The organism is Aliidiomarina quisquiliarum, assembly GCF_023922585.1.
Taxonomy (GTDB): domain Bacteria; phylum Pseudomonadota; class Gammaproteobacteria; order Enterobacterales; family Alteromonadaceae; genus Aliidiomarina; species Aliidiomarina quisquiliarum.
The window spans coordinates 99498-122359 of record NZ_JAMFTN010000020.1 but is presented as its reverse complement, the minus strand read 5'-3'; the positions used below and the strand labels follow the sequence as shown (position 1 = coordinate 122359).

20 protein-coding genes are annotated in these 22862 nt (G+C 47.3%); 7 read left to right on the top strand and 13 right to left on the bottom strand.

The genetic code is table 11. From position 1 onward, the window contains the following. The first annotated feature begins 16 nt into the window (after positions 1–16). Positions 17–1789 (top strand): DUF885 domain-containing protein, encoded by a 1773-nt coding sequence (locus M1L23_RS07460; RefSeq protein WP_252626719.1) that lies wholly within the window; start codon positions 17–19, stop codon positions 1787–1789. 101 nt (positions 1790–1890) lie between these two features. Here the strand turns inward: M1L23_RS07460 and M1L23_RS07455 are convergent, their stop codons facing one another. Then, on the bottom strand, positions 1891–2535 hold the full coding sequence (locus tag M1L23_RS07455; protein ID WP_252626718.1) for a c-type cytochrome: 645 nt from the start codon (positions 2533–2535) through the stop codon (positions 1891–1893). Between the two features lie 183 nt (positions 2536–2718). On the opposite strand from M1L23_RS07455, the gene yihA reads away from it, so the two are divergent. Further along, complete coding sequence (gene yihA, locus M1L23_RS07450; protein WP_252626717.1) at positions 2719–3357, top strand: ribosome biogenesis GTP-binding protein YihA/YsxC; 639 nt, start codon at positions 2719–2721, stop codon at positions 3355–3357. Next, on the top strand, positions 3358–4251 hold the full coding sequence (locus M1L23_RS07445; RefSeq protein ID WP_252626716.1) for a DMT family transporter: 894 nt from the start codon (positions 3358–3360) through the stop codon (positions 4249–4251). A 21-nt stretch (positions 4252–4272) separates the two neighbouring features. Here M1L23_RS07445 and polA read toward each other — a convergent pair whose 3' ends face one another. From polA to dprA, 10 genes are all read right to left on the bottom strand, one after another. Continuing rightward, complete coding sequence (gene polA / locus M1L23_RS07440; protein WP_252626715.1) at positions 4273–7107, bottom strand: DNA polymerase I; 2835 nt, start codon at positions 7105–7107, stop codon at positions 4273–4275. 421 nt (positions 7108–7528) lie between these two features. Then, positions 7529–8269 (bottom strand): TetR/AcrR family transcriptional regulator, encoded by a 741-nt coding sequence (locus tag M1L23_RS07435; protein WP_252626714.1) that lies wholly within the window; start codon positions 8267–8269, stop codon positions 7529–7531. A gap of 21 nt (positions 8270–8290) precedes the next feature. After that, positions 8291–10297 carry an SLC13 family permease gene (locus M1L23_RS07430; RefSeq protein ID WP_252626713.1) on the bottom strand — a complete coding sequence of 669 codons (2007 nt, stop codon included), beginning with the start codon at positions 10295–10297 and terminating at the stop codon, positions 8291–8293. Beyond that, positions 10294–11139, bottom strand: a complete 846-nt coding sequence (gene aroE, locus M1L23_RS07425) for a shikimate dehydrogenase (protein ID WP_252626712.1) — start codon at positions 11137–11139, stop codon at positions 10294–10296. The genes M1L23_RS07430 and aroE overlap by 4 nt, the downstream gene beginning before the upstream one ends. 96 nt (positions 11140–11235) lie before the next feature. Further along, entirely contained in the window at positions 11236–11904 is a 669-nt protein-coding gene (locus tag M1L23_RS07420; RefSeq protein ID WP_252626711.1) for a hypothetical protein, read from the bottom strand. 70 nt (positions 11905–11974) lie between these two features. Further along, complete coding sequence (hemF, locus tag M1L23_RS07415; protein ID WP_252626710.1) at positions 11975–12907, bottom strand: oxygen-dependent coproporphyrinogen oxidase; 933 nt, start codon at positions 12905–12907, stop codon at positions 11975–11977. After that, positions 12904–13479, bottom strand: a complete 576-nt coding sequence (gene tsaC, locus M1L23_RS07410) for an L-threonylcarbamoyladenylate synthase type 1 TsaC (RefSeq protein ID WP_252626709.1) — start codon at positions 13477–13479, stop codon at positions 12904–12906. The genes hemF and tsaC overlap by 4 nt, the downstream gene beginning before the upstream one ends. 86 nt (positions 13480–13565) lie before the next feature. Then, positions 13566–14120, bottom strand: a complete 555-nt coding sequence (locus tag M1L23_RS07405) for a DNA topoisomerase family protein (protein WP_252626708.1) — start codon at positions 14118–14120, stop codon at positions 13566–13568. A gap of 15 nt (positions 14121–14135) precedes the next feature. Further along, on the bottom strand, positions 14136–14612 hold the full coding sequence (locus M1L23_RS07400; protein ID WP_252626707.1) for a DUF494 family protein: 477 nt from the start codon (positions 14610–14612) through the stop codon (positions 14136–14138). A gap of 5 nt (positions 14613–14617) precedes the next feature. Further along, positions 14618–15733 (bottom strand): DNA-processing protein DprA, encoded by a 1116-nt coding sequence (gene dprA, locus M1L23_RS07395; protein WP_252626706.1) that lies wholly within the window; start codon positions 15731–15733, stop codon positions 14618–14620. A gap of 130 nt (positions 15734–15863) precedes the next feature. Here dprA and def point away from each other — a divergent pair, with 130 nt between their 5' ends. The 4 genes from def to trkA are packed head-to-tail and all read left to right on the top strand — an operon-like array spanning position 15864 to position 20073. Then, a complete protein-coding gene (gene def, locus M1L23_RS07390) occupies positions 15864–16376 on the top strand; it encodes a peptide deformylase (protein WP_252626705.1) in 513 nt (170 codons plus the stop codon). Positions 16377–16391: 15 nt separating this feature from the next. Next, on the top strand, positions 16392–17345 hold the full coding sequence (gene fmt, locus M1L23_RS07385; RefSeq protein WP_252626704.1) for a methionyl-tRNA formyltransferase: 954 nt from the start codon (positions 16392–16394) through the stop codon (positions 17343–17345). Beyond that, positions 17342–18649 (top strand): 16S rRNA (cytosine(967)-C(5))-methyltransferase RsmB, encoded by a 1308-nt coding sequence (gene rsmB, locus M1L23_RS07380; protein ID WP_252626703.1) that lies wholly within the window; start codon positions 17342–17344, stop codon positions 18647–18649. The genes fmt and rsmB overlap by 4 nt, the downstream gene beginning before the upstream one ends. Before the next feature lie 47 nt (positions 18650–18696). Next, a complete protein-coding gene (gene trkA, locus M1L23_RS07375) occupies positions 18697–20073 on the top strand; it encodes a Trk system potassium transporter TrkA (RefSeq protein WP_252626702.1) in 1377 nt (458 codons plus the stop codon). A gap of 1 nt (position 20074) precedes the next feature. On the opposite strand, the gene M1L23_RS07370 is transcribed toward trkA, so the two are convergent. Together M1L23_RS07370 and pepQ are read right to left on the bottom strand one after the other, a co-directional pair. After that, entirely contained in the window at positions 20075–21523 is a 1449-nt protein-coding gene (locus tag M1L23_RS07370; RefSeq protein ID WP_252626701.1) for a TrkH family potassium uptake protein, read from the bottom strand. After that, complete coding sequence (gene pepQ / locus M1L23_RS07365) at positions 21523–22854, bottom strand: Xaa-Pro dipeptidase (RefSeq protein WP_252626700.1); 1332 nt, start codon at positions 22852–22854, stop codon at positions 21523–21525. Before pepQ ends, M1L23_RS07370 begins: the two co-directional genes overlap by 1 nt. Positions 22855–22862 lie beyond the last annotated feature (8 nt).

Below are 22862 nucleotides of genomic sequence, written 5' to 3'. Positions count from 1 at the left end.
TTTTAAGGAGTACGCCATGCGTTATTTTATTGGCATTACCGCAGGTTTATTGCTCGCGGGCTGTGCAGTAACAACTTCACCGCCTTCTGTAAGCATTCAAAATCAATCTTTTCAAAACCTTGCTGAAGAAGCTTGGAACTTTAACCGCATGCAAAACCCCGCGGTAGCAGCACGTCTTGGTGACAAAAGCGCCGAAGGTAAGCTAATGGATATGTCGCCGGCAGCCATGCAAGCACGCTACGAGGCCCGGAAAAGCTTTTACCAGCAACTGGAAGCTATTCCGGCTGAATCGTTAAGTGAAGAAAACCAAATAAACCGCGAGATGATTATGTACGCTTTACGTAATCAACTTTCAGATTACGAATTCCAAATGTATTTAACTCCGCTTACTAACGAAACCGGCCCACACAACCGCCTTGCTTATGTGGCCAGTGGTAAACGTATTCGTACCGAGCACGACGCTAATGTGTATTTAAGCGAGCTCAGCGAAATACCTGCAGCCATGGCGCAGTACATTGCCTATATGCGCGAAGGCATTGCAACGGGCATTACACAGCCTGCTGTGGTGTTATATGGCATGCCCGACAGTATTAATGCCTATATAAAACAAGACCCAACTGAAAGCACCTTTTATGCACCCATTGCGGCCGCTAAAAACACCCTCGACGCCAATGTTTTTAACCGCGTAGACACCGACGCTAAAAACATTATTTTGAGCCAAGTTAATAAAGCCTATAGCGACTTTCATGCATTTATGGTGAACGAGTACATACCAAATAGCCGTGCAGACATTGCCGCTATCAACTTGCCCAATGGCGAAGCCTTTTATGCTAACCGGGTGCGCCATTACACTACTACCGACCTAACTGCCCAAGAAATTCACGACAAGGGTTTAGCTGAAGTAGCTCGTATTCGCAGTGAAATGGACGCAGTTATCGCTGAACTTGAGTTTGAAGGGTCTTTTGCCGACTTTACTCACTTTCTTCGTACTGATCACCGTTTTTACCCCACCAGTGAAGAACAACTTTTAAAAGAAGCCGCTTACATTTCTAAAAAAGCAGACGCCGTATTACCTAAGTTCTTTAAGCTACTACCGCGTAACACTTACGGTGTTGCCCCTGTGCCTGCTGAAATAGCGCCTACTTATACCACTGGCCGTTATGCGGGCTCGTCTGCTGACGACCAACCTGGGTATTACTGGGTGAATACCTATGGCCTTGATCGGCGTCCATTATATGCCTTAGAAGCACTTACTTTGCACGAAGCCGTGCCAGGCCACCATTTACAAATTTCGTTAGCCAAAGAAATGGAAAATGTACCTGACTATCGTCGCTCTACCTATATTTCTGCTTTTGGCGAAGGCTGGGGCTTATATGCAGAGCATTTAGGTGTTGAAGCTGGCTTTTACCAAGACCCCTACAGTAACTTTGGCCGCTTAAGCTACGAAATGTGGCGCGCAGCCCGTTTAGTGGTCGACACTGGTATGCACACCATGGGTTGGACCCGTGACCAAGCCGTAGACTTTATGGCTAGCAATACGGCCCTTTCAATGCATAACGTGAACACCGAAATTGACCGCTACATTAGCTGGCCTGGCCAAGCTCTAGCCTATAAATTGGGTGAAATGCTAATTAAAGACTTGCGCATTGAAGCAGAAGAAGCCTTGGGCCTCGACTTCGATATACGGGAGTTTCACTACCAAGTGTTAAAAAATGGCAGTATTCCCTTGGCTACATTAGAAGACAAAGTTCGTGCCTACATTGTAGAAGCAGCAGCTAACAAACAGTAATTAACACGCACCAACTAAGTTTTAGACATAAAAAAAAGCAGTTTCACCAACGTGAAGCTGCTTTTTTATTCGTACTGTGCTTAATGCAGTGTTCTTAACGCTTAATGTAAACCGCGTAAATACTGCGACAGCACTTCAATGTCGCGGTCCGTTAGCTTAACCGCTATGTCGCGCATCATGTTATTTGGGTCATTAGCACGGTTAGCACTGCGAAACTGCTTTAATTGCGTTGTCGTATATTCTGGGTGCTGCCCACTTAACAATGGAAAAGCGGCTTGGCCTGAACCCGCTCCCGAAGGACCATGGCATGCTGCACATGCTGTAATGCCACGCTCTACGTCACCGCCCAAGAATAACGCCATACCTTCTTTAACAACATCTTCTGGCGCACTTCCTAGTTGCGGCTCTTGTTGCGAGAAATAAGCGGCTAAGTCGTACATGTCTTGTTCGCTTAAGCCTATGGCTTGCGAAGCCATTACAGGTTCGTAGCGGCCTTGTTCACCATTTGTCGCAGCACCTAATTTATATTCGCGCAGTTGCTTCACCAAGTAACGCTGATGCTGACCAGCAATATTGGGGAATTCGCCAATGGCGCTATTGCCATCTGGGCCATGACACGCGGCACAGGTAATTGCTTTGCTTTCGCCTGCTGCTGCGTCACCAACTAACGTTTTAACTTGCTCACCCGCTGCCATTGACGGGCCAGCGAAAAGTAATAATCCACATAGAATTGCGAGTTTTTTCATGATCTCTCTTCTCTGCATTTGAACGGGCAACCCCGAAACACCACATAGCTTTGCACTAATACCTTGGCATTTTACACGAAACTGCGCACGATGAAACGCCTGATTGCTGTTCAATGATTGGACTCCACCCTGTAATGGTTCATAATATGTGTCGTTTCGCCCTCAGGCACAGGAAATAGTAGTATGTCTAACCCCGTTATATTTCAGCAAGCTAAGTTTTTAACCAGTGCCCCAACTATTCGTCACTTGCCGGCCGACGAAGGCATTGAAATTGCCTTTGCAGGTCGCTCAAACGCTGGTAAATCAAGCGCTTTAAACGTTTTAACTCGGCAAAATAGCTTAGCTAGAACCAGTAAAACACCTGGTCGTACGCAACAAATTAACATTTTCGAAATCGACGCCGAACGTCGGTTAGTCGACTTACCTGGCTATGGCTTTGCTAAAGTACCAATTGCTATGAAAGAAGCATGGCAAAAGTCTTTGTCGGAATATTTGCAGGAACGTAAATGTTTACGCGGCCTTGTGGTATTAATGGATATTCGGCATTCATTCCGTGAAGCCGACCAAGAACTAATTCATTGGGCTGTTCGTAGTAACATTCCTGTTTTAGCTGTTTTAACTAAGTCTGATAAGCTAAAAAGTGGCGCCCGCAAAGCCATGTTACTGAAGGCCAGGGAAGCCGTACCGGCCTTTGGTGGCGACGTAGAGGTTATTGCGTTTTCGTCATTAAAAAAAACCGGTCTTGAAGAGCTCGAAGCTATTATTCAAGGGTGGTTTAGTGCCGCAGCAGCAGAAATTGCAGCGCGTAACGAACTTTCGTAAATGACAACACAGTATCCTCTTTCCGCTTGGGCCAAGCTGTGTTTACTGGCACTTATATGGGGCAGTAGTTTTTTTCTTATTAAAAAAGGCTTAGTAACTTTTACCGCCTTAGAAGTGGCTGCCATACGTTTAGCCGCTGCGGCGGCTGTGCTTGCGCCCTTTGCCTTAGTTCGTATTCACCGTATAAAGCGCCGCCAGTGGCCTGTAATACTTTCTGTGGGTTTAACCGGCAGCATGCTTCCGGCTTTTCTCTTTGCGCTCGCTCAAACTCAGGTAGATAGCGGTATTACGGGCGCGCTCAATGCCCTTACGCCATTATTTACCTTAGTTATCGGGGCTGTTATTTTTCGCCAGCAGGTGTCGGGGCAAACCTTAATCGGCCTTGGTGTGGGTTTAAGCGGCACACTTATGCTGGTGCTCCTAAACGCTAGTGGTGTACTAACCATAAACGCTTATGCCTTGTTTGTGGTGGCGGCTACCTGTTGTTACGGCATGAACTTAAACTTAATAAAAGCCTACCTACCTGATCAAACACCTTTAACCATTACTGGCGTTAGTTTGTTAATGGTGTTGCCGCTGGCGGTGCTTTATTTAGCCGGGCCGGGTGAAGTATTTAGTAAATTGGAAGGTGCAACTGCGTGGGGTTCTTTGACTGCGGTGGTGGTACTTGGCGTAGTAGGAACTGCTTTTGCCTTAATTATATTTAACCACTTAGTGCAAATTGGAACGACGGTGTTTGCCAGCTCGGTAACGTATTTAATTCCTTTGGTGGCTATGCTGCTTGGTACCCTCGACGGCGAACTGATTGGCATTTGGCAGCTACTTGGCATGGGGCTTATTTTAGCTGGTGTTGGGCTTGCAAACCGCAAGCCCGTTGCTGCTGCCCCACAATAACCTTGACTTGAAGGCCGCTACTTAATGAGCCTCGTCCCAGTTGTCGCCTACGCCGGCTTCCGCAATTAATGGTACGTCTAGTTTTGCCGCACTTTCCATTACTCGCACCAACTCAGCCACATGGGTGTCTAGGCAGTCTTCTTTTACTTCAAACACCAATTCGTCGTGAACTTGCATGGTCATAAACACTTCACCTGCTGCGGGCACCTGTTTTAACCAACTTTGTACATCCAGCATGGCGCGCTTAATAATGTCGGCGGCCGAGCCTTGCATAGGGGCGTTAATTGCCGCACGTTCGGCAGCTTTACGGCGTGGTATATTGCGCGCATTAATTTCTGGTAAATATAGCCGGCGGCCAAATAAAGTTTCAACATAACCCTGCGCCGCTGCTTGTTCACGAGTGTTGTCCATGTAGTCTTGCACGCCTGGAAAACGTTCAAAGTATATATCCATATAGCGTTGCGCTTCTTTTTGGCCAATATTTAACTGCCGTGCTAAACCAAAAGCTGACATGCCATAAATAAGTCCAAAGTTAACCGCTTTGGCGCTTCGGCGCTGTTCTGCAGTAACTGAGTCAAGCGCAACACTAAACACTTCACTAGCCGTTGCCCGGTGAATATCGCGACCGCGGGCAAAAGCTTCAAGTAGCCCTTTTGAACGTGACAAATGCGCCATAATTCGCAATTCAATTTGGCTATAGTCAATAGCTACTATTTTGTACCCTTCTGGAGCAACAAAGGCTTGGCGCACCCGGCGGCCAGCTTCATTACGCACTGGAATGTTTTGTAAGTTTGGATCTGTCGACGACAACCGCCCTGTTGCTGTAACCGCCTGATGATACGAGGTATGAATACGCCCAGTTTGGCTATTTATCATTCGTGGTAGCTTGTCGGTATAGGTTGATTTGAGTTTAGCTAAACCACGATGGCGCAAAATCAAGTCGGGCAAGGGATAGTCTAGCGCTAGCTCTTGTAATACGTCTTCGGCCGTAGAAGGCGCACCTTTGGGGGTTTTCTTTTTAATTGGTAAGCCTAACTGGTCAAATAAAATAACCTGTAACTGCTTAGGTGAATTCAAGTTAAATGGTTCGCCAGCAATAGCAAATGCGTCGAGCTCAATTTCTTTCAGCTCTTTGGCTATTTCTTGGCTTTGGTTAGTTAAACGTTCGGCATTCACAAACACGCCACGACGCTCCATCATTGCTAAGATTGGTAGCAACGGCAGTTCAAGTTCGTTTAGCACGCTTTTTAGCCCCGCTACTTCAGCCACCTTTGGCCATAGTACCTGGTGTAAACGTAAGGTTATATCGGCGTCTTCAGCGGCATAAGGTGCTGCTTCAGCAATAGACAATTGGTCGAAGCGCTTTTGCTTTGCCCCTTTGCCCGCTAAGGTTTCATAACTAATGGTTTTATGACCAAGATATTGCAAACTTAAAGTGTCCATACCGTGGCGGGAACTTACACTATTTAAAACGTAAGACGACAACATAGTGTCGTTTAATATGCCCCTTAACCGAATATTATAATTGCGCAACACATGCAGGTCGTACTTTATATTTTGCCCTACTTTTTTCAGTTCCGTGTCTTCAAACAGCGGCTTAAGCTTGGCTAACACTTCGTCGCGTGATAATTGTTTCGGGCCATCAAGGTCTTGGTGCGCTAATGGTATATAACAAGCTTCACCTGCAACCACAGAAAAAGAAATGCCCACCAGTTCAGCTTCCATGTAATTTAAGCTTGTGGTTTCAGTGTCGAAGGCATAGCAGTCGGCGGCCTTTAGCTTGGCCAGCCATTTATTGAAGGCCGCTTCGGTAGTTACCACCTCGTAGTTCGACTGGTCAAATTGTTTGGGTTCAACGGCCGCTTCATTTTCAGTGGTTGTGCTAGTGGCAGCTGCGGTTTGCTCAGCCCCTGCTGCTTTATTGGTGGCTGTTGTTTTATCCGCTGTTGTTGTTACGGCGGCAGTGGTTCCACCTTCTTCTAGTAGTTCACCTAACCAGCGGCGGAATTCACACTCTTTAAATAACCGAATAAGCTCGTCTTTGTCGGCTTCACGGCGAACAAATTCGGCTTCGGTAAGTGGAATCTCCACATCTAGTTTTATTGTGGCTAATTCGCGTGAAAGTAATATTAAGTCTTTGTGCTCGGCAATTTTTGCTGGCATTGTTTTAGCACCACGGAAGCCTAGTTCTGCTACTTTTTCCGGGTTAGCTAACATGGCGTCAATGCTATCAATGCCTTGTAAAATATGTTGCGCGGTTTTTTCACCCACTCCTGGCATACCTGGAATGTTGTCTGAGCTGTCGCCCATAAGCGCTAAAAAATCAATAATTTGGTCGGGCCGTACACCAAAACGCTCTTGCACCGACGCTGGCGTAGAAACACGGTTGTCTAGCGTATTTATTAAGGTGACATGTTCGTTCACCAACTGTGCCATGTCTTTATCGCTGGTGCTAATAAGCGTGTGGTGGCCCGCTTTGGTGGCATGTTTTGCCAAGGTCCCTATAACGTCATCGGCTTCCACATTATCAATAATCACTAAGGGTAAACCCATGGCTTTTATTATTTCATGCAACGGCGCTATTTGGCCCCGTAAATCATCGGGCATGGGTGGCCGGTTGGCTTTATAATCTGCATACAAGTCATTGCGAAAAGTTTTACCTTTGGCATCAAAAACAACCGCTAAGTGACTTGGATCATACTGATTCAACAAGCTTTTCAGCATGTTAACTACGCCATAAATAGCCCCGGTTGGCTCCCCTGCCGAATTGGTTAAATGCGGCGGTGCATAGTAGGCGCGAAATAAATAAGAAGAGCCGTCAACTAACACAAATGGGTTCTTGGGAATATTAGACATGTAGCGTTCCAACGTAAGTGAGGTTCAGAGTGTAAGGATGCCACAAACCCACCCTCGAAAGCGACTCGGTTACTGTTCAAAGAGCTTTTTACTGCCTGAACAAGCTGTGGATAAGTCTGTGGGGGAATGCTCAAAGCTGCCGTGAGTCGAGATTTTCTCGACAGCAGCATCGCTAGCCTAAGTGGTTGTTTTTACGGGATAAAACTGAGGATTCCCGAACATATTATATTTTTTATATAGTTACTGCACTGGTTGTGGAAACTTTACTTCAGTATCTTTCTTTGTGCTCCTAGCAGAGCACTAACCAGCGACTAAGAATAGCATATTAAACGATCTGATCCAGCGATCATTGATCGTTTTTAGTAATATTTTGTACTTGCTATTCACTTTATTAACTTAATTTGTTCTATCTGCCTTCTTGTCATGGTCGCTGGAACAAGCGCTTCAGCATTCCTGATTTTTCTGGCTCTACCGCTATATTTTCAAAGAAGCCGCGCCACATTTGGTGCAAGCCCTGCTGCGCTAAGGGTAAAAAGTCTGGCTGCAATGCCGACAAACCAGGCCCCTTTAGCAGCGACTTAATCGACACGGGTGGCCTTGCTAATTGCCAGCTGCCTAGTAAGTAAGCATAGCTTTGAATAAGAGTGGCTTGGGCTTCATCAACATAATTTTCAGCTAAGCCGGCAGTTTGCGCAATGGCACGGGCTGTTGCGCGGTAGTCTTGTGCTAATTTTGTTTTATGGCTAAGTAAATCTTTTTTGTTTATTTCAGGCTCTAACTGCAAATGACCTAGGCTAGCTAAAGTCCACAAATGGGGCTGCTTGTTTTGAAAGCATAATAGCGCGTCTACAACGCCGTCGAGCATATCACCACGGACAAAACGTAATTGGTCGCGCACTTCGCCAAGCCAGCCATATAACTGGTTTTCTAGCAACGCCATATAAATAGCTTCTTTGCTATCAAAGTAGATATACGCCGTACCTTTTGCTACCCCTGCTTTAGCCGCAATAGCGTTAACCGTTGGTAAACGCCCCTGATTATCTAACAGCAGTTGTAGTGCTGCGGCAAGAATACTTTCACGGCGTTGATCTTTTTCTTTTGCTGTGCGCGCCCGTTTTTTTCCATTAAGTACGGTTTCTTTTATTTTGCTTGAGTCGGACATGGTTGTTCCTGCTCCATTTTCTTACAGTGGCCATACTATTGGTAGCATGATCATGGCAATAATAAACACCAATATTTCCATGGGTAAGCCAAGTTTCCAATAGTCGCCAAAGCGAAATCCGCCTGGCCCTAATATTAACGTATTATTTTGGTGCCCTATTGGCGTAAGAAATGCGCACGACGCACCCACTGCAACCGCCATTAAAAATGCGTCGGGGTTTACCCCCAACTGCAAGGCTGCACTTATTGCTACCGGACACATTACCGCTGCTGTAGCGGCGTTATTCATAAAGTCTGATAAGGTCATAGACAAAATTAAAATAACGCCTAATGCCACCAGCGTATGGCCTTGGGCCACATACTGCAGCATTCCATTGGCCATCCAATCGGCGGTACCCGTGGTTGACATTGCACCTGCTACTGGAATAAGTGCTGCTAACAGCACCACAATAGACCAATCGATACTTTCATACAGTTGCCGTAATGGAATAAGCCTAAAGGCCATTAATGCCACCACGCCACCAGCAAAAGAAAGTGCCGCTGGCATTAAACCTAGCGCCGCACCCAACACCGCCAATAACATAATACCCGAGGCCATAAAGGCACGTTTTTTACTTGGCACACGAATGGTACGCTCCGCTAAAGGTACACAACCAAACTGAGAAGCAAACCCAGCTAGCCGTTCTGGCTCGCCTTGCATTAAAATTACATCGCCAGCCCCTATTTTGGTTCGGCGCAAGCGGTCAATAGAATGCTTACCATGGCGAGAAATAGCTAACAAATTTAAACCAAAGCGCGAGCGCAGCTCTAGGTCTTGTGCCGTGTGGTGAATTATTTTCGCATTAGGTAACACCACCATTTCTACTAAAACAATTTCTCGGCTGTCGGAGCTACCCCCGCTTTCGCTTACGGTTGACGTGGTTGGATCGCGCATACCTACTTGAAAACCACGTAGAGTACGTTCACTCGACACGGTAACCCGGCGGTCAAACCAGTTGCCCGCTAATTGCGCTACGGGTTTGGTGGGTATTTCTGTGGTTGGTTGTACCGGCAGCGAACCATGCGGCACGCGTTCACGCTCAAGCTTTACCGACAACACGGTAGCCAAAACATGCTCTTCAGCTTTTTTCGGCGTTGGTTTTACGTTTTCTAGTAATTGCAGGCCAAAGGCCGAGAGTAACTGGCTTAGTTTGTCTGGCTCGGCTTCTAGCATAAGTAAGTCGCCGGCTTTTAGAACTTTATTCCAATGGGGGGTAATTACTTTTTCGCCGTCTCGCACCATGCCTAATAGCTGGCCTTCTGAATCGTCTATGGCGCGCTCTAAATGCCAAATTGTCATGCCTTCAGCTTTACCGCCAGCAACTACCTTTACTTCAATTAAATAGCGCCCGGTATCGAAGCTTGCGGCGTCCATGCGCTGCCGTGCGGGCACTAAACGCCAACCTGCTAAAGCTAAGAAAGTGACACCAATAAAAGCCACCGCAAAGCCCACTGGGGTAAAAGAAAACATACCGAAGCCCTGATCAGCATATTCTGCTCTAAACCCAGCTACTATTAAGTTCGGCGGCGTTCCTATTAGAGTTGTCATGCCGCCGAGAATAGCTCCAAATGCAACGGGCATAAGTACCTGTCCAGGGGCAATTTTAAGCCTATTCGCTAACTGTATTGCCACCGGCATTAGCAACGCCATAGCACCAACGTTATTCATAAATGCCGACATAACTGCTGCTAGTCCAGTAAGCGCTGCAATAGTTAAGGTGGGCGACGTAGCTTTTGGAGCTAGCTTATTTGCTACCACGTCAATGGCACCAGTACGCTGTAGGCTGTAGCTCATAACTAACACACAAGCCACGGTAATAACTGCCGGATGGCTAAAGCCACTAAAGGCAATTTCACCTGGCACTACACCTACTGCAACGCAGGCAGTTAAGGCAAACAAAGCGACCACGTCGTGTCGCCATTTCCCCATAATAAACAATATGATAGTTACAAATAATATGACGAGTATTAATATTTGATCAACGCTCATAAAGAGCTCCAAAGGCCAAGCCGTTTGCGTAACAGTAGAAGTACTGGGGCTGTGTCAGGGGTTGCCTTTGTCCATCGCTGAAAACTTGCCGCAGCCTGATGAACCAGCATACCTAAGCCATCGGCAACCGGGCAATTATTATTCAATGCCCACTGCATAAAGGGTGTTGGCTGTTCGCCATACACCATGTCGTAACTAAAGGGTTGGGTTGTTAAAATTCGGCTTGGTAATGTTAACGACTGCCCTTGCAAACCGCTTGAGGTGCTATTTATAACGACTGTAAATGGGCTACTAGGAATTGCGTTAAGTGAGCCTGCACTAAGCTGTGCCAGTGGTGTGGTAGGTGCATGGCGAATAACATGGGTAATAAGTGCTTCGGCTCGTTCTGGGGTACGGTTAGCCACATGAACCCTGGCTACCTTTGCAGCCAATAAGGCCGGCATGACACCGCGTGCGGCACCACCCGCACCAATTAACAGCACCTGCGCACCAGCAAGCTTAACTTTATGGTATTGTAAATCGGCAACTAAGCCTATGCCGTCGGTATTTTCACCCAGCCATATATTGTTGTGCTTTATTAAAGTATTAACGGCACCCGCTTGGGTGGCTGCAGGGCTACATTGGTCGGCCCGTTCAAATGCCAACTGTTTCAACGGTAGGGTAATATTGGCCCCTACACCACCTTGGCGCACAAAGGCCGCAAAGCGATCGGCAAATTCTGTTGCCGACGCTTGAATGGGAATATAATCAATAGCTAAACCCACCTGCTTTGCGAACTCCGCATGAATTGCAGGCGACAAACTATGACTTATGGGGTCACCAAAAACAGCTAGTTTAATCATATTTACTCGTTTGGCTTAGCGCAGTGTAGGCAACGTTCAGGCGAACACAACTGCGGACACACCCCATGCCTGATCCATCATTTTAATTAGTTCAGTTTACTTGGCTTGCTTCTGTCGAGCTTTAATGCGCTCTATTCGACCTGCAAAACCGCTTTTAGTTTTGTCGTCTAGCCCAAACTTCAGTGCCTTTTGACACACCTCAATGGCCTCGTTATAACGCTCGTCTTCAAGTAGTAAATTAGCGTAGTTTTGGAAGGTCATTACTTGCGGTAATTTACCACCGTTGCTTTTCTTTAGCGGCGCTTTAATTTTTTCAAACTCGTTAATATGTAAAACAGAAAAATAATCGCATGCAGCGCGGTATTGCGCGTCTTTTCGTTTTTTGTAAGTTGTCTCCGTAATTTGCGACAACCAACGGTGTCGTGCTAAGGCGTCTTTCTCGCCCGTTAACGCACTAACCGCTTCCGCTAGCGCTTCAGGCAAATTAGGCTCTACCTGGGGGTATTCTTCTTCCACCACTGCTTGCGGCTTAATTGTTAGCGGTTGGTCTTGCTTAACTTCGGGCTGTTCTGTTTCTGTTTCTGTTTCTGTTTCTGTTACCGATGGTTCTTGTTCCGTTGGTTTAGAATCAACATTTGTTGGTTTTGCTACTGCCTGCTTAACCGCTTTTGTGTGGCTACTAGCGGTTGCTGTTTGCATTTTACGGTAAATTAATACGGCAATAACTACCACCACCACTACAATAATAAATATTATATTTCCCATTACGCTGTCCTGTTCAATTTTCAACCTAAGGCAGCTTAATACGGAATTACTTTGCGAGCAACACAGCCCATTATTTTCTGTTTAACCAATCCCTTGGTTTTAAATAATATTCTAGTTCTGCTTCAGCAGTGCCGGGCCTTGGCTCGTATGCATACTCCCAACGGGCTAAGGGCGGCATCGACATTAAAATTGATTCTGTGCGCCCTCCGGTTTGTAAGCCAAACAAGGTGCCGCGGTCGTACACTAAGTTAAATTCTACATAGCGGCCCCGCCGATATAGCTGAAACTCTCGTTCCCGCTCACCAAAAGGTAATTCTTTGCGCTTTTCAGCAATAGGAGTCCAAGCTTTTAAATAGTGTTCACCCACTGAACGCATTAAGGCAAAAGCGTGTTCAAAATCTAGTTCGCCAGCTGGGTTGGTATTTAAATCATCAAAAAACAAACCGCCAACACCACGAGTTTCATTACGATGCTTTAAATAGAAATAGTCGTCGCACCAACTTTTATAACGATGGTAATAATCGTCGCCGAAGGGTGCCACCGCAGCACGCGACATTTCATGCCAATGTACCACGTCATCTTTAAAGGGATAAAATGGCGTTAAGTCGAAACCGCCTCCAAACCACCAAACAGGTGCTTCACCTGGTTTTTCGGCAATGAAAAAACGCACATTAGCATGCGACGTGGGTACATAGGGGTTATGCGGATGCAATACTAATGACACGCCGCAGGCGTGAAAGCTGCGGCCTGCTAATTCTGGCCGATGCGCCGTAGCAGAAGCCGGCATTTGTGCGCCATAAACATGGCTGTAATTCACACCGCCCTGTTCAATTACTTTGCCATGGCGCATAACTCGAGAACGACCACCGCCACCTTCTTCTCGCTCCCAGTCGTCTTCAACAAAGGCCCCGCTACCATCAACGGCCGTTACCCCAGCGCAAATGTCGTCTTGTAATTGCATAAAAAATGCTTTTACCCGTTCTAAATAACGCTCTTCTTTCATGGCCGCAATATGTCTCCGGTTAATGGGTTTAAAATACGACTTGGCTGGGTGTTGCTACCTACCGCTACAGGCATGATCCAGTCGACTTGGTCACCAAATACTTGTTCTAATTGTTCAGCACTAGTGAGCGCTTGCCCACCCTGAACATTCGCGCTACTCGACACTAAGGCCGTGCCTAGTGCTTTACAAAGTTGCCGAGCTGGCTCAAAAGCAGTTACGCGTACGGCAATGGTATCGTGATCGCCGCGTAAAAACCGCGGTACGTCTGGCCGGGCTGGCAACACTAAAGTTACTGGTCCGGGCCATTGCGAAAATACTGCAAAGCGTTTGTCTTGAGGAATTTTGCTGTCGTCGACATAACTTAATAGTTGGCTGTAGTCGGCAGCAATTAAAATAAGCCCTTTGTCTGCCGCTCGTTGCTTCATAGCCAGCAGTTTACGCACCGCAATTTCGTCGTATGGGGCACAACCTAAACCAAATACAGCTTCTGTTGGGTAACCAATAACGCCGTGATTTGCTAACGCTGCACGGGCGCCAGCAAACTCATCGCTTTTTATATTTTTATCTGGCATGCCAGTAGGGGTCCTTTTTCTGGTGGCTGGTTCGGCGTTGAATATAATAAACGCCGCTGCTGCTCAACTATAATAAGCCATTATAGCTATTCAGCGCGGTAGCCGCATGCCTTTTGCGGACAGCGTAAACTATTGCGGCCATGCTGCCGATACTTTATCAACACTTGCCAACCGCAGTTAGGGCAGTGTTGGGCAACCGGCTCGTCATTTAATGAATAGCGACATTGTGGAAAGCTGTCACAGGCGTAAAACGATTTACCATAACGGCTAGTGCGTTGCACCAAGCGCCCTTTTTGACATTCTGGGCATGTGGGTGCCTGCTTTTCAGCAGGCGCATTGGGGTCGGCCATGTAATGGCACTGAGGAAAAGCACTGCAACCGACAAAAAAACCATACCGACCTTTTTTTAATACTAGTTCGCTTGCACAGTCGGGGCAGTGCTGCCCAGGTAAAGGTTGTGGTTCAAAGTCTGATTGTTCATGCGCTGAGCGAATATAGTCGCAGCTTGGGTAGGTAACACAGCCCCAAAATGAGTTTTTGCCACTATGGCGCAAACGCAACTGAGCCCCGCACTTTGGGCAAGGCTCAGTAGATTCCGGCGGGTGTCGTTGAACGTTCGAAAAAAGGTCGTGATCACTCATGGATAGCCAGCAGCATTAATGCAACAAGCCTTCGGGCTCATCAAATAATAGCTCTTCCATGCGTGAATAAGCGTCTTCATGGCCAGGCACGTTAAATAGCACCATAAGCACAACCCACTTTAAGTCTTCTAACATGAATTGGGGCGTGTCGAGTTCCATAACCCGATCAATCACCATTTCACGTGTGGTAAAATCCAACACTCCAATTTGTTCGAGATACATTAAGAAGCCACGGCTGGCACTGTCTAACCGAGCTTCTTCTTCCGGCGTATAGGCACGAAACGAACTTAACGGAGCCGTTTGTATAAGATAAGGCTTGTCTTGACTGTCTTGTAAGTCAGCAAGACGCTCAAGCCAAATCAAAGCCTTGCCAATTTCCTGACTATGGAAACCTGCGCGGGTAAGCTCATCGGTTAATTCGTCGTGGTCGACTACGACTTCCATTTCCGAGTGGATGTAGTTCTCAAACAAATACATGAGGATATCAAACATAATTACTACCCCCTCATTCTGACATAGCCACCAGGCACTGCCTTAATCCATCCATCTACTTCAAGACTTACCAATTCATTCATTACTTCTGCAACTGATAACTGACTACGTTGCAGTATTTGTTCAAATGACGTGGTTTCGAAGCCTACGTTAACTAACATTGCCGAGTTTTCCAACCCCGTTGCAAACATTTCATGCTGACTTTCTTCTGCAGGGCTATTAGTTGCTAAATTTAGCGTGGGCCACTCTTCTATTATATCGGTTGCACCAGTAACTAATTTAGCCCCTTGCTGAATAAGCCAATGACAACCAGCTCCAGTGGGATCATGCAACCCGTAAGGCACTGCAAAAACATCTTTTCCTTGTTCTGCAGCTAACCGAGCGGTAATTAACGACCCACTGCGCTTTGCTGCGGCCATTACCAGCACGCCCTTACTTAACCCACTTATTATACGGTTTCGCGCAGGAAAATGCTCTGTTTTTGCCGCGGTGCCGGGTAAATACTCGCTAACCACCAGACCATGCTGCTGAATTTCTTTTTTTAATTCCCAAGCTCGCGGCGGATAACACATATCGATACCACACCCGAGCACCGCACAGGTTGCTTTTGCTTGGTTTAGTGCCGCCCAGTGGGCGGCGTTATCAACCCCCATAGCTAGGCCACTGGTAATGGTTAACCCAGCTAGGGCAAGGTCGGTAGCAAACTGCGTGGTATTCAATAACGCCTGCGGCGAGGCTTTTCGGCTACCTATAACCGCCACTTGTTGGGAATGAGCAAAGCTTGGGTTACCTTCCCAACATAATAACCAAGGCGGATTAGCCACGGAACTTAATTGGCTAGGATATTCCGCTTGGCCTAAAACCCAAAAGCCTCGTTCGAAATCACTTTCATGCTGAAACCAGCACCAACTTTTTTCCAGCAATGCTGAATTTATTTCCGGTAGCTGTTTACGCCAAAACAAAGGAATGTGGGCAAAGGGTTCGCGCCAATTTTGCGGCCCTGGTAGTTCATGTGCTACTTGTAACTGCTCTGCATACTGTTTACTAATTAACCGCCTTATTTTTGCCGGTGCTAATGCTAACCGCAACCAGTCGTGAAGTATCTGTTTGGTCCATGCCATTTTCGCCTCCTTGCGCGCTTAAAACGAAGCAAGCCTAGGCAGGTAACTCGAAACAAACAATGGAAAAGGTGTTTTTTAAGCCTTGAACCGTTAAAATAGAATTATACCTATGAATAAAGGACCGAATAATATGGCAATTATGCACGTTTTACGTTATCCCGATCAGCGCCTACGCACCCAAGCCGTGCCGGTGGTTACTGTGGATGACAATTTACGTACCGTGATCGACAACATGTTTGAAACCATGTACCACTCTCAAGGCGTTGGCCTTGCGGCTACTCAAGTAGATATTCACCAACGGTTATTTATTGCCGACTGCGGCACTGAACAAAAAGAGCCTTTGGTGTTTATTAACCCTGAAATTATTGAGCAAGAAGGCCTATTTGAAAATGAAGAAGGCTGCTTAAGCTTCCCTGGTGTTTACGCCTCGGTTGAACGCGCTGGTACCGTAAAAGTAAAAGCCCTCGACAGAAATGGTGAGCTCTTTGAAATGGAAGCCGATGGTTTACTGGCTATTTGTATTCAGCATGAAATTGACCACTTAAACGGCAAACTGTTTGTTGATTATTTGTCGCCGTTAAAGCGCGACCGGATACGCAAGAAGCTGGAAAAAGAAGCTCGTTTTGCAGAGCGTGAAGCTTAATTGAAAGGAAGTAATGTGCGCATTGTATTTGCGGGAACACCAGATTTTGCGGCACAACATTTAGCCGCCTTAATTGCAGCCGAAAACTTCAATGTGGTGGCGGTGTACACCCAGCCCGACCGCCCCGCTGGGCGCGGCAAGAAACTTCAACCTTCGGCAGTAAAGTCATTGGCGCTTGACCATGATTTACCTGTAGAGCAACCCATTAATTTTAAAGCGAGCGACGCCGTAGCAATACTAGCGGCCTACAACGCCGATATTATGGTGGTGGTGGCTTATGGCTTACTGCTACCGCAAGTAGTGCTCGATACTCCGCGCCTAGGCTGTGTTAACGTGCATGGCTCGTTATTACCCCGTTGGCGTGGTGCGGCGCCTATTCAGCGGGCGATTTGGGCCGGCGACACTGTTACTGGCGTAACCATTATGCAAATGGACGCTGGCCTAGATACCGGCCCTATGCTAAGCAAGGTTGAATTACCTATAGCCGCCGACGACACTAGCACCACCCTTTACCACAAGCTGGCAGCCATAGGCCCTACGGCCTTGGTAGACACCTTAAAAAAGTTGGCTAAAGGCGAACTAACCGGTGAAGTGCAAAACGACAGCGACGCCACCTATGCGAAAAAACTTTCAAAAGAAGAAGCAGCCATTGACTGGCATTCCGATGCAACTTTTATCGAGCGCTGCATTCGTGCTTTCAACCCTTGGCCTGGCACCGAATTCTACTGTGGCGACCAACGCATTAAAGTTTGGCAAGCGCAGGCCCTAGCCAACGCTGGCAAAACGTTAGCACCACCAGGCACTGTATTAGCGGCGAACAAAGACGGCATCGACATTCAATGTGGCAATGGCGTTTTACGTTTATTGTCGTTACAAACCCCGGGCAAAAAGCCCATGCCCTGCCAAGACATACTAAATGCCCGCAGCCACTGGTTTGCCGTTGGCGAGCTAATTGGAGCCAATGCATGAGCGCTAAAGCCGCTTCAAGCCGCGCTGTAGCTGCTCAAGTGCTACAAAATGTTTTACAACACGGCCGTTCTTTATCGGCCGTACTACCAGAGTTACAACAACAACTTGCCCCTGCCGATCGGGCTTGGGTACAAGCAGTATGTTTCGACGTAATGCGGGAATTACCGCGGTATGAATGGCTTATTCAGCAACTAGTCGACAAACCATTAAAAAGTAAGGTGCGCATTGTGCACTACTTAATTATGGTTGGCCTGTCGCAACTACGCACGCTAAACACCCCGGAGCATGCGGCCCTTTCTGAAACCGTGAACGCTGCTAGCCAAGTGCGCCAAAAAGCTTTAAAGGGTTTAATTAATGGGGTTTTGCGTAATTATTTACGCCATCGTGACGCCCTAGAAAGCCAACTTAGCCAACAAGTTCCCTTAGCCGACTGTTTTCCACGCTGGATGCGCGAGCGTATTCAACAAGCCTGGCCGAAGCAAAGTGACGCTATTTTTAATGCTAGCCAACAACGCCCGCCCTTATGGCTGCGGGTGAATGCTAAGCAATTCTCTGGGGCTGAATACCTTCAGCTACTTAGCGAGCAAAACATTACTGCCACTGTTCACCCACAGCTAACGCAAGCGTTAAAGTTGTCAGAGTCGCTCGACGTACGCACCCTGCCGCATTTTGCCGAGGGCGCCGTTTCTGTCCAAGACATTAGTGCCCAATGGGCCGGCTACTATTTGCAAACGCAACCTGGCATGCGGGTACTCGACGCCTGTGCTGCTCCTGGTGGCAAAAGTGCTTTGTTATTAGAGCAAACCGCTGGTATTGAATTAGACGCACTTGATTTTGAAGAAAGCCGTATTCCGCGCATGATAGAGAACTTTGCTCGATTACAATTAACTGCCAATGTTATTCAAGGCGACGCGGCCAACCCTAGTGATTGGTGGTCAGGCATTGCTTACGACCGTATTTTGCTCGACGCACCTTGTTCAGCAACAGGAATAATGCGGCGCCAGCCAGACATACGCTGGCACCGCCGTGAAAGTGATATAGGCCCATTGGTTGAGCTACAACAACAAATTTTAACCGCCCAATGGCAGCTACTGAAGCCAGGTGGAATTTTAGTTTACGCCACTTGTTCTATACTGCCGGAAGAAAACGAACAGCAAATAGTGAATTTTTTAGCCAACACCAGCGACGCCAAACGGGCTGATCCGCTAGTTGAGCAAGGGCGCCAAATTTTACCTGGCGACCCAACCGGTGAAGACGGAGACGGTTTTTATTATGCTGTACTTCAAAAGCTAGGCAGCTCATAGTCAGCTTGTAATAAGCCACTTAAGCTAAAAGGATAAACGCAGGCACAATGAAAATTATAATTATTGGCGCCGGACAAGTGGGTGCTACCTTGGCTGAAAGCTTAGTGTCGGGCCGTAACGAAATTACTGTTGTTGATCAAAACCAACAGCTGCTAGACGAACTGCAAGACAAGCTCGACTTAAGTGTGGTGCATGGCAACGGCGCTCACCCCGATATTTTACGCCGGGCCGGTGCCGAAGACGCCGATCTTCTTGTTGCCGTAAGTAGTAGCGACGAAGTGAATATGGTGGCTTGCCAAGTTGCCCATAGCGTGTTTAAAACCTTCAAAAAAATTGCTCGTATACGCGCCCCGCAATATATTCGTTATGCGGAACAGCTGTTTCATAAAGACCACATGCCCGTTGATCATGTTATTGCTCCTGAAGAGCTAGTTACGGCCTATATCAAGCGCCTTGTAGACTACCCCGGTGCACTGCAAGTGTTGGAGTTCGCCGAAGGTAAAGTAAGCTTGGTTAGTGTGCGTGCCTATTACGGTGGTAAATTAGTTGGCCATGCAATTTCTGCCTTACGTGACCACTTACCCAACGTTGACGTGCGGGTAGCCGCTATTTTCCGCCAAGGCAAAGCCATACGGCCTTTAGGCACCACCATTATTGAAGCCGGTGACGAAGTGTTCTTTGTGGCTTCAACCCAGCACATTCGGGCCGTTATGGAAGAGCTACAACCCCTAGAACAGCCTTACCGCCGCGTAATGATTGTTGGTGGTGGCCTGGTGGGCGCAGGTTTAGCACGTGCGCTTGAAACAACACACCGAGTAAAGCTGGTAGAGCATAATGAACAACGAGCCATAGAACTTAGCACTGAATTGCAGCACGCCCTGGTACTTCACGGAGACGCCGCAGACCAACGGCTATTAAACGACGAGCGTATTGAAGAAATAGACGTGTTTATTGCCGTAACCAATGACGACGAAGCAAATATTATGTCGGCCATGCTAGCTAAACGCATGGGGGCTAAAAATACTTTAGTGCTTATTCAGCGCTCGGCTTATGTCGACCTTGTGCAAGGTGGCGAAATAGACATTGCCATTTCACCGCAACAAGCTACGGTGTCGGCTTTGTTACGCCATATACGCCGCGACTTTTTTGTTAATGACTATTCGCTTCGTAAGGGTGTAGCAGAAGCGGTGGAGTTAATAGCGAAAGGCGATGAAGCCACGTCGAAGGTGGTGGGCCGTGAATTGCGCCAGCTCGATCTTCCGCCTGGCACCACTGTAGGTGCTATTGTGCGCGGTAACGAGGTACTTATTGCCCATAACAAGGCAATTATTGAGCACGACGACCATATTATTTTATTCTTGGTGAATAAAAAATATGTGGAAGACATTGAACGGCTATTTACCCCTGGCGCGCTCTACTTTTAACTTAGTCGCGCCAAAAAGCTGGGCTAAATAAAACCAGCAAGGTAAATATTTCTAACCGACCAAACAGCATAGCTAATATTGCAATCCATTTCCCACCGTCACTCACTGCCTGAAAGTTGCTTGCCACTGCACCTAGGCCCGGGCCTAGGTTATTTAAGGTGGCTGCTGTTGCCCCAAAGGCCGAATAGTCGTCTAGGCCGGTGGCTATAAAGCCAAGCATTAGCAGCACAAACAACAACGCATAGGCGGCAAAAAAGCCCCATACCGCCTGCACCACTCGGTCGGGTAGCGCTCGCTTGCCCCAGCGCACCGAAAACACCCCTTTAGGATGGATTAAGCGATTAATTTCACGCTTGCCTTGGCGGTACAACAAAGCCACACGAATAACCTTCAAACCACCTGCCGTTGAGCCTGCACTGCCACCAATGAAGCTGGCGAAGATAAGTAAAATAGGCAAAAACAACGGCCAAACACTATAGTCGGCGGTAGTAAACCCGGCGGTTAAGCCAATAGATGCCGCTTGAAATATCCCGTCTATCCAGGCAGTGCTCAATGCAGCATCAGACTTCCACCACAGAGTAAGCACTGTTATAAGCATTATCGTGCCCTGTATGGCCAGTAACGCCCGAAATTCAGGATCGTACCAATAAGCTTTTAAGCTTTTTCCCCGGTAAGCAGCAAAGTGAAGTGAAAAGTTAACCGCAGCAATTAACAAAAATACCACGCAAATAAGATGTATAACCCAGCTATCGTAATGGCCCATGCTGGCATCGTAGGTAGAGAAGCCACCTATGGCCACGGTGGAGAATGAATGGCCGATAGCATCGAACGCATTCATACCTGCCAACCAATATGCGGCGGCGCAGGCAATGGTCATGCCTAAGTAAATAAACCACAAATGCTTGGCGGTGTCGGCAATGCGCGGGGTTAGCTTGCTGTCTTTCATTGGCCCGGGTATTTCTGCCCGATACAACTGCATGCCGCCTATGCCTAGTAAAGGTAATATCGCTACCGCCAACACAATGATACCCATTCCCCCCATCCATTGTAGCTGTTGGCGGTAAAAGCGATATGAATGTGGTAGCTCTTCGATGCCCGTTAATACCGTGGCGCCCGTAGTGGTTAAAGCTGAAAACGATTCAAACATGGCGTTGGTAATACTGAGTGTGTAGTCGTCGGGCATTAAAAATGGCACCGCCCCAACGGTACCAAGCACCACCCAGAACATAACCACAATAACGAAGCCTTCTCGGGTTTTAAGTTCTTGTTGGGCCTTTCTATTTGGCCACCATAATAGTAACCCTGCCACTAAGCTTAGAATAAATGCAGCAACGAAGGCCCAGCCACCACCGTCTTTATAAAAGTAAGCAAATAATGCGGGTGGTAAAAGGGTTACACTGAACAGTGCTACTAACAACCCAAGTATTCGTAATATGGTGCGAATTTGCATTAATGAAGCCCTAGTTCTCGAGTAATGTTCTCGTTACCTTCTCGGTGAATTAATATATTGTCTTCGATACGAATACCCCCATACGGGGCGAACTCGGCTATGCGCTGCCAGTTTATGTTTTTTGAGTAGTCGCTGTCTTGTAATTGATTCAACAACGTATCGATAAAGTAAATACCAGGCTCTATTGTTATGGCCATACGGGGCTGCAATTCGCGGGTGGTTTTTAATTTTGGGTAGTGCTTCGGCGTAGGTGCTAGCAAACCGCGTTCGTCTAGCAAATTTGCCCCCACGTCATGCACCTGCAAGCCTATAAAGTGGCCTATGCCATGGGGCATAAACACATGGCTAATTTGTTTCGCAACCATGTCTACTGGGTCCATAGTGCAAAAGCCAAACGCGAAAAGCAGCTGCGCTATTTGTAAATGTCCACGGCTATGCAGCTCGGCAAAAGCCATACCCGGCCTTGCTTCCATAGCTAACGCCTGAGCAATTTGGTCTACCGCCATAATAAGTTCAGCAAACTCATCGCTTGCTGCTACGCCAGCATAGGTACGGCTAATATCTGCAGCATAACCCGCCCAGTTGGCGCCTGCGTCTAGCATAAATGATCGCTGCTGATTAAAGGGTAACGCCTGCGTTGACCTTCCCGCATAATGCACCATAGCCGCGTGTTCGTTTTGAGCAATAATATGCGGATAATGCACTTCGTTTTCACCTTGTTTGCTGGCCTTCATGTAGGCCAACAAGCAGTCGAACTCCGAAGCCCCTGCATGCCAAGCATCTGCCGCGGCTAAATGTCCACGAATGGCAATTTCATTCGCTCGGCGCAAACATTGTTGTTCATATTCTGTTTTTAAACCACGATAAAAGTTTAAGTAACTTAACACTGGTTCTGGGTTTACGTGGGTAAAGCCTAATGCTTGCGCTACTTCTATATGTTCACCTAAATACACTACGCGGCTTTTATCATAGGGTAACAAACGGTCAATTTGATCAGGGCGGGCAATAAGTTCCACATGGAACATATTCAACCAAGCTTCCCTATCAAGGTTCGGTTGTTCTTGCCAAAAGTCTTCAGCACTTAAAATAACCAGAGTAGGTTTTTCTTGCTGGGCAGAAACCAACACCCAACTATGAGGAGCATTACCTAACGGGCACCAAGCTTTAAAATGCGGGTTGGCTTTAAATGGGTATTCCATATCATCTAGAAACTGCCGCTTTACCTGGCCAGCATGAATAGCAATTAAGTCATAGCCTTCTCGCTCACACAGATTATTAGCACGTAACTTCATTTCCGCTATATGGGCAGGAAACAAGGTGTGAAGTTCCATAGCTTTCC